The 15191-nt window shown below is 56.5% G+C and carries 8 protein-coding genes; 1 reads left to right on the top strand and 7 read right to left on the bottom strand.

Annotated elements, in window-relative coordinates:
- The first annotated feature begins 7 nt into the window (after positions 1-7).
- Positions 8-4984, top strand: coding sequence for an ATP-binding protein (locus tag AQZ52_RS18950; protein ID WP_240481393.1), 4977 nt, complete (start codon positions 8-10; stop codon positions 4982-4984).
- 8 nt (positions 4985-4992) lie between these two features.
- On the opposite strand, the gene AQZ52_RS19270 is transcribed toward AQZ52_RS18950, so the two are convergent.
- Genes AQZ52_RS19270 through AQZ52_RS18335 form a run of 7 tightly spaced genes read right to left on the bottom strand, consistent with a single transcriptional unit; the run spans position 4993 to position 14618 of the window.
- A complete protein-coding gene (locus AQZ52_RS19270; RefSeq protein WP_082697656.1) occupies positions 4993-5721 on the bottom strand; it encodes a M48 family metallopeptidase in 729 nt (242 codons plus the stop codon).
- A gap of 10 nt (positions 5722-5731) precedes the next feature.
- Complete coding sequence (locus tag AQZ52_RS00610; protein ID WP_067906033.1) at positions 5732-9007, bottom strand: type I restriction endonuclease subunit R; 3276 nt, start codon at positions 9005-9007, stop codon at positions 5732-5734.
- A complete protein-coding gene (locus tag AQZ52_RS00605) occupies positions 9004-10656 on the bottom strand; it encodes a DUF6119 family protein (RefSeq protein ID WP_067906032.1) in 1653 nt (550 codons plus the stop codon). Before AQZ52_RS00605 ends, AQZ52_RS00610 begins: the two co-directional genes overlap by 4 nt.
- Positions 10653-11864, bottom strand: coding sequence for a restriction endonuclease subunit S (locus AQZ52_RS00600; protein ID WP_067906031.1), 1212 nt, complete (start codon positions 11862-11864; stop codon positions 10653-10655). Before AQZ52_RS00600 ends, AQZ52_RS00605 begins: the two co-directional genes overlap by 4 nt.
- Positions 11861-12889, bottom strand: a complete 1029-nt coding sequence (locus AQZ52_RS00595; RefSeq protein WP_067906030.1) for a virulence RhuM family protein — start codon at positions 12887-12889, stop codon at positions 11861-11863. The genes AQZ52_RS00600 and AQZ52_RS00595 overlap by 4 nt, the downstream gene beginning before the upstream one ends.
- Positions 12889-14403, bottom strand: a complete 1515-nt coding sequence (locus tag AQZ52_RS00590; RefSeq protein ID WP_067906029.1) for a type I restriction-modification system subunit M — start codon at positions 14401-14403, stop codon at positions 12889-12891. Before AQZ52_RS00590 ends, AQZ52_RS00595 begins: the two co-directional genes overlap by 1 nt.
- Entirely contained in the window at positions 14400-14618 is a 219-nt protein-coding gene (locus AQZ52_RS18335; protein ID WP_156424731.1) for a restriction endonuclease subunit S domain-containing protein, read from the bottom strand. The genes AQZ52_RS00590 and AQZ52_RS18335 overlap by 4 nt, the downstream gene beginning before the upstream one ends.
- Positions 14619-15191 lie beyond the last annotated feature (573 nt).

Here is a 15191-nt window from a genome sequence, read left to right as displayed (position 1 = left end):
CGGCGCAGTGGCGTTCCTGCGCTGTCTTCCGTCCGAGCATATAGATGCACTTGCCGACAGTGACTTGTTCAACGTGCCGGGCTGGACTGTAAGCGCGGTTGTCGAAGCAGCCGGCCAGCGGCGCATCACTGCCGACCAAGCAGTAGAGTATCGCGAGGATAAAGCCGACGCGGCCCTGCTCTTAATCGACCCGCTGCGCGCCGGTGCAGGCCTCGATGGCATCTACAGCGCGGGCCGCGAGATTGGTGAAGCCGAACTCTTCCAAGAGGCGCTCAAGCTCGCGCGAAAGCCGATGTATGGACGGACCGCCGTCCTCGACAATGCCGTCTGGCGCGCGGAGCGCCTTGGTCGACGTCGCCGGCTCACACCCTGGTCGAAATTCGACTTTTATGTTGGCGCGGCACAGAACGTGGGCCGTTCCCTGGCTCGGCTTGGACTCTGGCCGATTGCGAGCGACGATGATCCATCGACGAGTGAGCTGGATCTCTCGGCGGAGCTTGCTGATCGCCTTCTTTATGTAAGCGACACGAGGGCCATCGCGGAACGCGTGCGGGCACTTCAGCTCGAAGATTCCGAAGACCGTAACCCCGCATTGGAGAAGGCGCTCCGGTCAGCTGCCGGCATGAGTCCCGAGGAAGCTGCACGCCATATCGAGAGCGAGCCCAATCTATGGCTTGGGCCTATAAAGCCCGGCTTTGCTAGCGATGAACTGCGGCGCCTGCAGCTTACCTCGTGGCGGGATGCAAAGGGTAATGTTCTTAAGTGGTCCGGTCTTTCGCGATCGGACGGCGAGGAGAGCGCACCGCGGCTTGTTCTCGACCGAACGGCTGCGACGAAGGATCGCGCAAAGCTGACCGTGCGATGGACGACGGACCCCGAGGAAATTGTGATTGGCAGCGTGGAATATCGCGTGTCAGTCATTGCAGGGGAGGACGTGCTCGCTGAACGGGTAGTGCACCATCGCGAACATCGCACACAGCAAGTCACATTCGGGGTTGATGACTTCGAAGACCTAGAGGGCACCGAGAAATTCGACGCCGTCATTGAGGTTGCCGCAGTAGGCCAGGAGAGCGTGGCCGCTGTACAGAGCGAGGCGTTTACGCTCGAGTTCGGAGAGACGATCAAGGAGCTTACGAGCTCTTCTGGCCAAACGGTCCGTACTCTCGTCGAAGGTGCAATCGCGATCGGAGACCGTGCAGCCTTTGACCAGCTCGTAAGCGGCCCGGCCGCGGCGGAGCGAGCTGTGGAGGACAAAAAGGGTTTTCTGACCTGGAGGGGCGATGCCTCGACAAGGGCGGCGAAGGTCTTTCGCCCCGCGCTGCTGCGAGCAATTGAGCGGGATTGGATCAGAGGTGGGGGCAGAATTGGACATTGGATTCAGGTAGTTAGGGCTGATGGATCTCCTGTCGGTGATGCAAAGTTCGTAGAGATTGAACCCTCGGACGCCAGTGCAACTACCGAACGTGCTCGGGATGCGAGCCGAAAGCTCGCGGATGAACTTGGGACTGGGGGCTTGCTCGGAGTAATCATACCTCCAGGCTGGACCGCTGCCGACAATTACGTGAACGCTTGGGAAAAAGCGCTCGATGCGGGCTCTCCGATGTTGGCGCGACATGGCACAGTCGAGGTGCGCGCCCAGTCGGGCGCCTTGATCGGTCTTCTGGTAACGCCACTCCATCCGCTTCGCTTTGCGTGGCACGCTCACTACGATCAGATCATCACGCACGCTCGGTTCGAGCAAGGCCTGTTGCCTGGCCACATCCAATCGGCGGTCGAGGCTATCGATTCCTCGTTTTTCCCGTTCGCCCTCCCGGGCCAACAAGATGGCCCAGGATTTATTTTTGCGGATGTGATCGGCTTCCATACGATCGCTATGACCGTCGATGGCGAAAGCGAGCCGAAGGCGGCGACAGCGCTCCTCGCGGCTTGTCTAGGTGCGGGTACAGCTTCTGCGCCTTCCGTTGGTCAAGCTAGCGCTGCCGCAATTGCGCGTGAGATCGGCCACTATCTCGATTGTTATGGAGGCGCGAGTGGCGAGAGGCCCGACCTGCTGACAATCCAGGCGTGGCGAGCCGGTGATGGCCTCACAGTCGCTCGGGCGCTCGGCCAGACATTGGCGGCCAGAGGCCTCAATGAAGACGATGAGGTTGAAGCGCCGCTTTGCTTTACTCTCGATCTGTTTCATGCGCCTCAAGCTGATGGTGCAGGCCAATTCCTGTCAGCAGTTGGTCAGCGTCGTCGTGCGGGTGGCCAGGTGCTTGATCCGCGTGACCGCTGGCTCGCGGAGACCGCTTCGCGGCCAGGCGAGGTCTTGGTTCCTCGCTTGCGGTGGGCTAAGCACCAAGAGCCTCCGATAGAAGACGAGCAGGCGTGGAGCCGCATTCGGGCATCGCACGTCAGCCTTTCGTTCGATCTGTTCGAAACCAGTCTGGGAATTGTACCTCTATCCTCAATTTCCGACGTGCGTCCGCTCCAAGCTTGGGGGCTTTTGCGTACTCTAGAACGCCGTCCGATCCCCGATTTGGATCTTGAGTGGATGACATACCCTGCACCGGAGCTAAACGGTGAGCCGGCTCCGGAGGGGCGGACGGCAAGCGACAGGCTTCGGCGTATTGATCGTGCGATCGCTAGGGCAACGGCTCGGGCGCTCGGGGGCACGAACGAGGACTGGCCAGTTCTCAGAACTCGCCTCTCAGTTGAGCACCAGCTAAAAATTGAGCGGATGCATTCTCAAAGCGATTGGGTCATCACGCTCGACAGAAATGCTGCGCTCGACTACTTCGATTCTCCGCAGGACAGCCCTGATGCTTACGACCGGTTTGTCATCGATACCGTGCCCGAACGGGCGGATCTCACAGCGGTCCAGCTCGTTACCTCAACGACGAAACTAGATGCGGTGCGCGATCTCGTTGATGAGGCGCTTGGCGACATGGGGCTCAGCAGTAGTGAGCGGAATAGCCGCTTCCTCGTCGCTAATCTGAAGGCTTTGAGCGGCAGGCTAGCGATACGACTTGCTGATGGCGGCACCAGAACAGGTGAGCTAATCGCATTGGCACTGATGTATGCACATTGTGCTGCAGGCGGTGAGCAGAAGGGGCCTTGGCTTAATGTCGCGCAAGGCGTTCTCATACCTGTCGACGAGATTGCTGACCACGCACCTATCGTTCAGATGCCTGCGAGCGAAGGAGAGAGTGCACGCCGAGCTGACTTTATCCATGTGAGCGCTCCTGCTCGCGGACCGCTGGAGTTCCGCTTTGTCGAGGTGAAGCACCGACGTCACCTGAGGACCGCTCGCCAGCCCGACATGCTCACGCATATGGTGGCTCAGACAAGCGAGCTACGCGAACGGTGGATGGACTGGTTCTTCGGCGACGGGCTTGAGCCGCTTGATCGCGTTGTGCGGCGTGCGCAGCTCGCTAGACTACTCCGCTTCTACGTGGATCGTGCTGGACGGCATAGGCTGTCGGCGCAGGCGTTGACGAGGCTGAATGCCGAGATTGACCAGATGGTGCTTAAGGATAACTATAAGCCCGGCACGATCGATAGCCCGGACGTGGGCTACGTGTTCTGTCCTGAGCATCGCTCGGGGCAAGTGGAACGGATTTATCCTGAGCGCAGCGACACCGCACTTTGGCTTTTCGGTCCGATGATGCTCCCAGACGAGATTAGCGGTGCAGTTGGAACGATCGTAATCCACGATGATCTCATGAGCGTGGAAAGCGTTCCAACTGGGTCGGATTACAGCTCATCCGACGAGATTCCGACGCCATACGAAGTCTCAGATCGCGAAGGTGAAAAGCCTGAGGCTGAGAAGGCAAGCGATCCTGACAAACGGGAGGAAGGCAACAAGTTGCAAGCCGAGTTGGCTGAGGCCCTGGCCAGCCCCGTGATACTGGACGGCAGCATAGAACATACTGCCGGTGGAGGGATCGCTAATAGTGAAGCGGCATCCGATCCCGTTGAGATCCGTCTCGGTGAGTCTCTAACACAAATGCCCGTCGACTGGTCAGTGTCGATCCGAAGCAATCCGCACATGATGATGGTTGGTCTCCCTGGCATGGGCAAAACCACCGCCTTGATCAACATTTCGAAGCAGCTGACCAGCGCTGGGATCTCGCCAGTCATTTTCTCGTATCACGACGATATCGACGAGAAACTTGGTGACGCGATCGGACCCATGCGATTGATTGACTTCGATGGCCTGGGGTTCAATCCACTCCGCGTGGATGCTCCCGGACCAATGGCTTACATCGACGTCGCAGGAACACTGCGTGATATCTTCGCCTCAATTTTTCCCGATCTCGGCGAAATCCAGCTTGAGGAGCTAAGAGGCGCCATCAAACAAAGCTATGACGACTTAGGCTGGAATGAGCGTGGAACGGAGAGGCCTGCGCCGCCGCGGTTCCGAACCTTCCTCGATATTCTCAAATCGCGCCCAAAGCCCAACCAGAACCTGCTGGCTCGGTTGCAGGAGTTGGACGACTACGGTTTCTTCGATGGCGATGATAGTGCTCCTGGAATATTGGTAGATGGAAAACCTACGCTCATCCGTATCCATCTCAGCACCAATGAGATTGTGCAACGCGCCTTTTCGTCATTTGTCTTGTATAGCATCTATAAGGACATGTTTCGACGCGGCGTTCAGCAAAGGCTTACTCATGCTGTAATCTTCGACGAAGCGCATAGAGCAGCAAAGCTGAAGTTAATCCCGCGGTTGGCAAAGGAATGTCGCAAATACGGGTTAGCCCTTGCCTTGGCATCACAGGGCGTGCGAGATTTTGATGGAGGGCTCTTTGAGGCGGTAGCGAATTACCTAGTCCTGCGTGTGACCGAGGCCGACGCCCGCACCCTAGCGCGCAACACAGGACCAACTATCGACCAGCAGCGGACGAGCGACCGGCTAAAAGCCCTTGAGCCTTACCACGCGATGTTCTTCTCTGCGTCGTCCCAGAGACCAATCTCTATGAGACTCAGCCCAGGATAACCCGGTTCTCAGGCGCCGGAGAGCAGCAATTCTGCCAACCGGTCCAGTTCTGCCTTTTCCGCTCGCCAGTTCGGTGCGCAACGGTCGAGTAGGCTGTAGAATTTTGGACTGTGGTTATGCTGATTCAAATGGCAGAGTTCATGTTTAAGAACGTAATCGATGCATGGGCGCGGAGCTTTAATTAGTGCAGGATTGAGTGTTAGCTTTCCGTCAGGAGAACAGTTCCCCCATTGTTTTCGCATCTTGAGCAAGATCATTGGCGGAACCTGAGCGACCCACGATAGTTCTGCGCAAATGATGCGGAGACGTTCGCTAAAATACACTTCGGCTCGATGACGATACCAAGCGTTTAGCCGACGTCGAACCGCTGATGGATCAGCGACGGGAAGCCTTATCTCCAGCAAGCCTCGCGTTAGTCGGACTGACGACGGAGAACATTTATCTGGGATGATTCTCAGTTGGTGCCTACGGCCAAGATAGAAGTGCGTCTCACCAGATACAAATTCACGAGGAAGAACGTGCTGACGACCTTCGCATATCTCTAAAAGATTTCGCCAAATCCAACGTGCCCGTCGCGCGATTACGAGATCGATTTGAGACCGATTGGTATCGGGTGGACACTCTATTTCGACCGTGGCATTCGGATGAATATGTACTCTTATGCGAGCAGCGAGCCGCTTGTTGAAGGTGATCCGGTAGGGAATTGTGCTCTCACCATATTGGAAGCTGCCCGTCACCGGCAGCACTTCAGCCGAGTTTGCCACTGGCGAGCCCAATGCGCGTTATGTTGACAATCTCATCCGTCATTAGCTTTGCTTTGTCCAAACCAAAGAGATTGAACAGCGTTGGCAGTACTCCCTTACGAATCGCGGCTTCGATACTAGCTGGATTGAGAGAGTTCTCAGCGATGGCGGAAATGACCAACTTCTCGATTCTGCAAGCTGCTTCTACGTGCTTGTCGGCCCAGAGATGCGTCGCCTCCTGGTCGTGCATACGGAAAATGCCATAGTACGCGCGTGCGTGGGGGTGATCTGCCAGCTGTTGTGGGATTTCTGGTATGGTTGCGCTTGAGACAGCTTTCTCAAGACCGTCGAAGAGGTCATACTGATGCCTAGGATGATCAAACAGTGAGGCGGCTTCGGCAATCGCTTTGCGCAGAAGGTCGGAAAAATGAGCTTGAGCGTACGGGTCATCGGCTAAATCATGCTCAATGGTCCGCGTTAGGCGACTGCGGATTATATCCGTCTCGTTTCTAGTTTTCTCCTCGCTCCAGGTGTCTGGATCGGCAGGTGCGCCCAATCCTACAACCGGCAGCAATTGACCGTTCGCGTCAATCTCCTCACCGATTACGTTGGTATCGATCATTTTACGTATTTGCTTCTCGTACTGCGAGAAGTCGATTGTCTCGAAGGAATCCTGCTTTGCTTGCTGCCGCAGAGCCGAGAAAAATCGAAGATCGCGCTTGTACACAGCGATTTGTTTCTCACTGAATGCGCCATCCTCGAAGAACGATCGCGATGACAAAGCGGTTTTCAGGCACATTCCGAAGGCTGTCAGCGCCTCGTAGAAGTCTTCGCGCCGCTTTTGGTTCAGGTCTAAGCGTTCGCCACCCTCCAAATCGGAATATCGTGGAACAAGGAACTGGCGGAATTGCTCTTCGTCCGCTCGATTCTGAACACCATCAAATATTGCCCAGAGCTCATCATGCAAGCTAGGAAGTCGCTTATACTCGGTGCAGACATCGCGATAGAGCCCATCGAGGTCGGCAATGTCGAACCCGCCTTGGGTTCGTTCAGCGAGATCCTGATATTCGCCGATGGCAGTATCCAACTCCTTCAGGATGCCGCGGTAGTCGACGAGAAAGCCGAACTGCTTGGCGTCATGCAAGCGGTTTACGCGGGCAATGGCCTGGATAAGGTTGTGGGCTTTCAACGGTTTGTCGATGTAAAGAACCGCATTGCGCGGCTCATCAAAGCCAGTGAGCAGTTTATCGACGACGATGAGCAGATCCGGCCGGCCTTCAGTTGAGAAGTCGTCGACGATCTGCTTTTCGTTATCATCCGGGTCGCCTTTGACATTGGTTGCCCACCACTGCTGAACCTCGGGTAGTTCGCTCTCATTTACGTCTTCGTGTCCCTCACGGGTGTCAGGCGGAGAGATGACCACAGCACTGGATACCAGCCCGGTCTCGTCGAGCGCCTTTTTATAACGGATCGCGGAAAGTTTGCTGTCGGTGGCAATTTGCCCCTTCAAGCCGAGTTTGAGATTTTTAAAATTGGTTCGGAAATGGGTGGCGATATCCCAGGCGATGCGCCGGATTCGCCCTTCTGCGCCATAGACCTGGCCCCTGCTGGCGTACTTCTTCTTGAGATCGGTCTTTTGCTCCTCTGTCAGACCGCGCGTTATGACATCGAACCAACTGTCGATAGCGCGCTCGTTGATGTCGAGCACTGGCTTGCGCTCTTCATAGAGTAGCGGGGTGACGGTGCCATCGTCGATGGCGTCGCGCATTGTGTAGGCGTGGATGATCTTGCCGAACCGGCCCTCGGTCTTTTCGCCCTTCAACAGCGGCGTGCCGGTGAACGCGACATAGCTTGCCTGGGGTAGAGCCTTCTTCATCCGCTCATGATTTTCACCGCCCTGGCTGCGGTGTCCTTCATCGACCAACACGATCATATTGGGGCTGTCATTGCGGCATTCGGGAAGTTTGCTGGCGCTGGCGAACTTATTGATGATGGTGAAGATTATCCGGTCAGTGCCCTTTCCGATCCGCTTAGCCAAGTCGCGGCCGGAATTCGCTTTGGATCGACCGCCTTCTTTGTCGGAGAGCGATGTTCCGAAGGCTCCGGCGGTCAAGAAGTTGCCTGCTAGTTGCTTTTCAAGATCGGTCCGGTCGGTAACAACGATGACCCGGCATTCGGCAAGATCCGAATGGAGCAACAGTGCCTTGCAGAGCAGCACCATAGTGAAGCTCTTGCCTGATCCAGTAGTGTGCCAGATCGTGCCGCCTTCGCGTCCAGGCCCCTTGGGATGGTCCGAAGGCCGCACCTTCGAGATTTCGGCGATAAGCTTACGGATGCCGAACATCTGTTGGTGACGCGCCGCGATCTTCCCAACCTTGCGGTCGAAGAACATGAAGAAGCGCACAAATTCCAGGAGTCGGGCCGGGGTCGCCAGACCGATCAACAGGCGATCTTGCTCGTTTACCGCCATCGCGGAAGACCAGCGGTGCGATAGCCCGTCGCGAACATCGCGTACACGGTTAGTCAGCAGGCTCTTTCGATCCTCGGCGGCTGTGCCGTTTTTGACGGCCAGAAAATGCGCTTCATCGAACTCTTCGTCGCGCCAGGAAGCCCAGAACTTCCGTGGCGTTCCGGTCGTGCCATAGCGCCCATCAGAGCCCGACACAGCAAAGAGAAGTTGGGCAAAGGCGAACAGCTGCGGGATTTCATCCGCCTTCTGGTTGCGGATCGTCTGGCTGATGCCCTCTTCGACCATCCGCTGTGATCCGCCGCTAACAGGACGCTTGGCCTCGATGACAATCATGGGGATGCCGTTCACGAAGCCGACTATGTCCGGCCGGCGTGTGCGGGTGCCGTCGCTAGTGGTGAAGGCAAGCTCCTCCGTCACCACGAAGCGGTTTGCTTCCACATTCTGCCAATTGATAAGCGGAACCGTGATTGAGAGCTTCTTGCCATCAACGAATTCGGTGACTGTGATGCCCAGCGTCAGCCATTCGTAGACGCGCTGGTTCGCCGCGAGCAGCCCATCTTGCAGGGGCGGTGCCGACAGTGTTCGAACGATGAAATCGATAGAGTTGGTCGATAGCGGGTGCAGCGCTCCCCGATGGTCAAAGCGGTGACGAGAGAGATGCGCGATCAGATCCGAGCGAAGCAATGCACCGCCTTCGCCACCACGCTGCTCCAAGCAGTCAGCGGGGGCTAGGAACCGCCAGCCTAGCGCACACAACGTAGCAAGCGCCGGGATGTGAGACGTTGAAAGCTCGTCTGTGTTGGGGGTCATTCTCCACCCGCTTCCGGCTCGGCGGCCTTCTTCTTCCGCTTGCGCGCCTTACCTGCGGTCGCCGGGGAGGTGTCGGGGATGAAGCAATACTCAGCGTCTACGCCCATTCTCCGCAATTCCTTCATGCACCGCATGAGGCTGATGCGAGAAAACAAGGGCAGGTTATTTGAACGGTCGGCTTTGTCCTTGTGTGTCACAATGCCGAAGACGACGCGAAATTTGTTGTTCGCGAGTGGAGCAACAAGCGCCTCCCGTTCTGGATCGGGGCGACCCGCGCCAACGAGCTCTTTCATGTTTTCCAAAGCTTGCTGCTCAGAACGCATGAGATTCACCGAGTTGGTCCCCTGATTAAACAGGTGGCTAAGTTGCCCTGATAGCGTCGAGATCTTCACGCAGTGCAGGACGGCCTGGCCACCAACGACTTCGTAGATATCGCAAGGCTCGATCTGCTTTTGGCCAGCGATCGAAATATTGGTTTTGTCGAGACAAACTCGCCCTGCCGCCGCCGCCGATGCAGCAACGTTGTAAGCGCCCTCGTCATCGTGGCTGAAGTCGGGGAGCGTCGTGTCTTTGCAAAGCGGATCGAGATATGTCCGCAGCCGGTTCACGTAGCCGCTATCAACCAGGTACCAATTACCTTCGCAGAAGTGGTAGTTATCAGCACCGCCGTTCAGCGCCGTATCGTAGATCAGGCTCTTGTAAATCGAATGTCGATCTCGAACCACGCTGCCATCTTCATTCGTCAATACAAGCTGGTGCCGCTTTAGGTCATCGATTCCAAACGCATTGAGGTCGGCACCAGCGGCATCGAGATACTCGTAATAGCGATGCATGAAGATGTCGTCGTACACATCCCCCCTGTTGGCGCCCGTGAACGTGCCCCAGAGCCCGTCACCGAAATCAACAATATCTGGCACGGACAAAGCCAGTGCTTCATCCCTTGCTTGGAAGGCTACCAGCAACTGACCGTTGAGCTGCGCGATCACACTTGGGTCGCGGACAGGCGCAATATTTTGAATGTCAGGGAACGCAGTTTTGTAGGTGTCATCGTTGTAGAGGTTGAGGAGCTGCTCGCACAACCCAACCAGGCCGGCGGGCTCGATCGCTGATGAAATCCGGATGTTGCTGGAGCCGGTCGCACTTTTGAACAAATCCTGATGCTCGTCCTTCACCTTGCCGGTGAGGCTCTTTAGGATTGTACTATCCGCATCGACATCGAAAAAGGTAAGGTCACCGGCGGTGGGCAATTGCGTCCTCTGCCGCTTTGCCCCGCTCGGCTCCAAGACATCCGTGCTGCGCAGTTTTGCCGGATCTACGCAGTTGAGAGTGACCCGCAAGCCGAAGTCATATTCGTAACTGCTGTCTTTGAGGTTATGGAAAACATGGCCAAACGACAATGCGAACCAGCGGCCCGACGCCTGCAGAAACACAAGCGCACCTTTTGAAACCTGATTCAGGTCCTTTTGGACACCGAAGTATGCCCGCCACCACGGTGGGCGGGGCTCGTTATCCAAAACGTATAGAACGGCGCCTTCGGGAAGGTTTTCGCTCGCTATGCCCTCTTCAAGCGCGTGATCATCTTTCAATGCGTTCGTTGCATCTACGCCATCCTTCAAAAGGAAGATGGAAAACGAGCGAGTCTTCGTCATGCAAAGTCTCCACCAATCTTCACTCGCCGCTTGCCAGTGAGGAGTTGCTGCATCAGCGCCGATTTTTCCTCCCGGAGCGAGGCGAGTTGGGCTGTCAGTGACAAAATGCTCCGATCAGCCGCCAAGAAAAGTTCGCCAATTGCCGTTTGCTCCTCCCTCGTAGGGACTGCGATTTTTAGCTTGGCCAAGTTTGTCGCGCTGATGTGAACCACCGAGTTGCCTTGGCCAAACTGAGCCTTCTGGAGGGCAACCGGGGATGAGTTTAGCAAATATGCGAGGAAAACAGGGTCATCCTGTTCGGGGTTGAATATGATAATGTCACCACCGGCGTAGGCTTCATGTCTGCCTATGAAGGCAACACACTTTCCGATTTCTTCGGCAGTCTCGCCTGAGCATGCGAACAGAATATCGCCTGGCCTGAGGGGCTCGCTCTGCAAAGCGGATGCTTCGTCGATGAATGAGTTGAACGTATGAACTACATCATTGTGATGAGTGTAGATCTCACCGTAGCGGACGCATGGGATGCCTTGAGCTTTGGCATCAGAGCGCGCGACGCCTTTGCCTTTGCGGAATCCTCCGCGACTGCCAAGCGTGGTTTTGGCCCATTCGCCTGAGAAGCCAGCAAGGCGTGCTTTGGGTGTTTGGCCGTTAATTGGGAGGATCCGCTGGCTCAGTGCCAGCTTCTTGGCCCGCGCGTTAGCAATCAGCTCCTGGACTTTCTCGATCGCGCGATCCCAAGTGAACAAAATCTCGGCGATCTTGCGTTGCTCGGAGATAGGGGGAAGGCAGATAGGTATAAGTGAGAAATCATCAAAATAGAGCCTGAGGCGGTCTTCCGTCAGGCCATAGGAATAGGCCCAAAAAAGGTAGATCGTCCGCGGATGCTTGAAAAGGTATGCCGCGAACAGCGGGTCGATGGTTGCTGTTGGTCGCAAGACCACATAGGCGGGACTTACCAGAGCATCAGCTTCGGCAAGGCCGGAAGCTCCCTGCCACATGCGCATCATGTTGTAGGCAATGTCGCCCTTCCGCACGAGCAGATGCTCTTCCGCGAGAAGGTTCGTATCCATCTTTCTGTCGATGGAATCTCGGAAAACCAAGCCATCGCTGATCGTTACCGACATGGTCGGTAGCCCAGCTCTGCCGCGCTCGGTGCGCTTCACAAAGGCATTGCCAAAGCGGGTTTCGGTCCAGCCTGTGGGGGTCATATTTGATCCCCTTTGCGCTTGCGGATCCGCTTGCTGACGCCTTCGATCACCTTGAGTGTCTCGGCCGCGTCATCCTGCTCGGCCGTCAGGCGTTCGGCCTCACGGCGCTTGGCATCGAACGTTGCGTAGCGCTTGCCAACAATCGTCTCCATCGCTTCGTGTGACATGTTGCCCTTGCCGATCAGCACTTCGCGCTCGTTGAAGGTCAGGAAACGGTCTGTCTGCTCGATCCATTCGGCCATGAGCGTCTGCTTCCGGCGCTCTGCACGATCCTGGGCAAAATCGAGGAACATCGTGGTCAGCCGGTTGAGCTCTCGAACTTCGGCTTCGGTCAAGTAATTCTTGGAAATCGTCACGTCGCCCTTGCGGACGCGGCTGCCTTTCCATGAAGTGAGCTGCATGTTGGGTGCTGCCGGATCAGCGCGATCGACGATCAGCTCGGCAGCCGTCTTGCCGGTGACCGCGTAAAGCATCTTGTTCTGGATGGTCTTGAAAAACGTGCTCGCGGTGTCCGACTTGGCGTCATAGTCGGAGCTGGTGGCGGCAAACACGTCACGAACCTGCTGATAGAACCGCTTCTCGCTGGCCCTGATGTCGCGAATGCGCTCGAGTAGCTCGTCGAAGTAGGGATCGCCGCCTGGTTCCTTGAGGCGGGCGTCATCCATGACGAAGCCCTTGACCAGATATTCGCTGAGTTGTGCAGCAGCCCACTGGCGGAACTGGATGCCGCGCGCCGATCGCACTCGAAAGCCGACCGCCATGATCATGGGAAGGTTGTAGTGCGTCACTTTGCGCTCAACCATGCGGTCACCCTCAGGTTGAACTATTAAGTACGGCTTAAGAGTTGCCTCTGGCTGCTCTCCATCGGCTAGGATCGCCTTGATATGCTGGTTGATATTCGGGATCGACGTTTGAAACAGCGTCGCCATTTGAGCCTGGGTCAGCCAGACATCGCCGTCCACTGCTTTCAGGCCAACCTGCCCAATCCCGTCCTCGGTGGTGTAGAGGATGATCTCGCCAGCCATCAGAAGCCAAGCTCCTTCAGGTAGCCGTCCATCTTCACCTCAAGGGCCGCCAACTCTTCCTTCAGCCTCAGCCGCTCGGTGCGGATTGCCACCAGATCGATTTCGGCCTCCTCCTCGAAGGTATCGACATAGCGCGGGATGTTGAGATTGAATTCGTTGGCCTTGATCTCTTCCGGTGTGGCGAGGTGAGCATACTTCGGCACGCTCTGGCCGGCTTCGACCGTTGCAATGATTTTGGCGAGGTTGCTGTCGGGGCCAGTGGTCAACTGGTTCTGATTCTTGCCCGATTTGAACTCGCGGCTCGCATCGATGAACAATACGTCCTTGTCGGGCTTCGACTTGCGCAGGATCAGAATCGCTGCGGGAATGCCAGTTCCGTAAAACAGCTTCTCCGGCAGGCCGATCACGCAATCGAGCAAGTTTTCCTCGATCAGCTTTTGCCGGATTTTGCCCTCTGCCCCGCCACGGAAGAGCACCCCGTGCGGCACGACAACCGCCATGCGGCCGGTGCGCGGCTTCATCGTTTCAACCATGTGCAGAATGAAGGCGTAATCGCCCTTCGTCCGGGGCGGTAGCCCACGGCGAAAGCGCTTGAATTTATCGCTCTCAGCGGTGTCCTGACCCCACTTGTCGAGACTGAAGGGTGGGTTGGCGACCACAACGTCGAAATGCTTGAGCTTGTCGTCACCGTCGAGCAGCTTGGGGTTGCGAATTGTGTCGCCCCATTCAATGCGGTGATTATCCTCGCCGTGGAGGAACATATTCATCTTGGCCAAGGCCCAGGTGCTGCCAATCGACTCCTGGCCGTACAGCGCATATTTCTTGCTGCCGTACTTTTCCTGCACGCGGCGGCCGCACTTCATCAGAAGCGAGCCGGAGCCGCAGGCGGGGTCACAGGCCTCTTCGCCCTCCCGCATGTCCATCAGGATGGCCATCAGCTCAGACACTTCGGGCGGGGTGTAGAATTCCCCGGCCTTTCGTCCTGCGTCTGAAGCGAAGTTCTTGATGAGATATTCGTAGGCGTTGCCGATCACATCGAGGTTGCCGATGCGTGATGGGCGCATATCGAGTTCGGGCTTGGCGAAGTCCTCAAGCAGCTGGCGAAGCAGGTCATTCTTCTGAGCTTCCTCACCAAGTTTGTTGGCATTGAAGCTGATATCCTGAAAGACGTTATTGAGCTTGCCGAGGTTCGCATCCTCGATCGCGGACAAAGCCTTGTCGATCCGCTCTCCATTGCCCGGCTCGTGGCGGCGTGCGTAGAGAGCCGCGAAAGTTGCGCCCTCAGGCAGAACAAAGCGCTCGTTCTTCATCATCTCGGCAACAAGAGCAGGTTCGTTGCCATACTGCCGAACATACTCGTCATGGTGGTCCTGCCAGACGTCGCTAACGTACTTAAGGAACAGCATCACAAGGATGTAATCCTTGTAGATAGCCGGATCGACCGTTCCCCGGAACGTGCCACACGCCGCCCATGCAGCCTTGTTTACCGTATCCTGCTTGATCTGGTCGTTCATGCGATTGTCTTTCCTGTCAGAAATTTCGAAGCGAGCGCGTCCATCTGCTGCTGACGATTTTCGATTAGGCGGATAAGCAGGGTCTGTTCCTGCGCAATACTGTTAGCTACTTCCACTAGCCGCTGTTGCTGCTCAAGGTTGGGTAATGCGATTGGCAGCGCTTCAAGGGCTGGTCGAGTAAGGTTGAGGATATGTGATCCAGTGGCTGCAGCCATAAGAAAGTCTTGCGCGGGCCTTTGATTAATTTGCCAAGCGAGGAATGCGGCCAACAAAGGGACGCCATCCATTATTCTGATAACAAACAGATTTGTAGCTGCTACTGCGTCACCGGGCGGGGGCGGGAGTGCCAAAGCATCGTTCCGGCGGCCTCGAGTGGTGATGAGTACGTCGCCTCCTCGTAGGAAGTCAGGCGCTCGTGAGTTCGGCAATTCTTTGCGGAGTAGGTTCGGCCACTCAGGCGAACTGTTAACAATGACATCTCGAACCTGAAGCACCATCACGTCGCCTGGAGGAAGCGAGTCTATTGCCCCTCGGAACGGAAAGCCGGAACGGACCTCGGCTGCCTCGCTCAAGCGAATCGTTGGGAGTGCAATATCGAGCATACAGCACTATATGGAGAGCGCTCTTGCAGTTTGCAACGCTTGAATGACGTTACTGCAGAAAAATAGCCGACCCAGGCTGGCGCCTCAAATAGATGATTTCGCCATCAACCAACATGGACGCATCATGTGCGCATGGATTCACTCAGACCTGCACATCGAGCAAAGCCACTGGGATCTGCCTAGTCC

This window comes from Novosphingobium fuchskuhlense (genome assembly GCF_001519075.1).
GTDB classification, from domain to species: Bacteria; Pseudomonadota; Alphaproteobacteria; order Sphingomonadales; family Sphingomonadaceae; genus Novosphingobium; species Novosphingobium fuchskuhlense.
This window is presented reverse-complemented; position numbering and strand designations above follow the sequence as displayed.

What these genes read in the sequence shown, in the direction of transcription:
- AQZ52_RS00605 (WP_067906032.1), bottom strand. Translation starts at nt 10,656, where the DNA reads ATGACGAAGACTCGCTCGTTTTCCATCTTCCTTTTGAAGGATGGCGTA.
- AQZ52_RS18335 (WP_156424731.1), bottom strand. Translation starts at nt 14,618, where the DNA reads ATGGCTGCAGCCACTGGATCACATATCCTCAACCTTACTCGACCAGCC.
- AQZ52_RS00610 (WP_067906033.1), bottom strand. Translation starts at nt 9,007, where the DNA reads ATGACCCCCAACACAGACGAGCTTTCAACGTCTCACATCCCGGCGCTT.
- AQZ52_RS00600 (WP_067906031.1), bottom strand. Translation starts at nt 11,864, where the DNA reads ATGACCCCCACAGGCTGGACCGAAACCCGCTTTGGCAATGCCTTTGTG.
- AQZ52_RS00595 (WP_067906030.1), bottom strand. Translation starts at nt 12,889, where the DNA reads ATGGCTGGCGAGATCATCCTCTACACCACCGAGGACGGGATTGGGCAG.
- AQZ52_RS00590 (WP_067906029.1), bottom strand. Translation starts at nt 14,403, where the DNA reads ATGAACGACCAGATCAAGCAGGATACGGTAAACAAGGCTGCATGGGCG.